We start from the raw sequence: 255 nt of genomic DNA on the forward strand, positions 1-255 counted from the left end.
CAGGTGGCCGTGGCAAGGGCGGCGGCGTCAAGGTCGCCAAGTCGCTGGAACAGGTTCGCGAGTACTCGAACCAGATCCTCGGCATGCAGCTCGTCACGCACCAGACCGGTCCGGAAGGCCAGAAGGTCAACCGTCTGCTGATCGAAGAAGGCGCTGACATCAAGAAGGAACTGTATGTCGGTCTCGTGATCGATCGCGTTTCGCAGAAGATCGTCGTGATGGCGTCGAGCGAAGGCGGCATGGACGTCGAAGAAG

1 protein-coding gene is annotated in these 255 nt (G+C 60.4%); it reads left to right on the forward strand.

Features of this window, described 5'->3' with window-relative positions; all coding sequences use genetic code 11:
* Positions 1–255: ATP-grasp domain-containing protein (locus AB3X96_RS42920; protein WP_368594458.1), on the forward strand; the 255-nt coding region annotated here is incomplete at both ends.

Origin of the sequence: Paraburkholderia sp. BR13439 (genome assembly GCF_040948805.1) — a bacterium.
Lineage (GTDB): Bacteria > Pseudomonadota > Gammaproteobacteria > Burkholderiales > Burkholderiaceae > Paraburkholderia > Paraburkholderia youngii.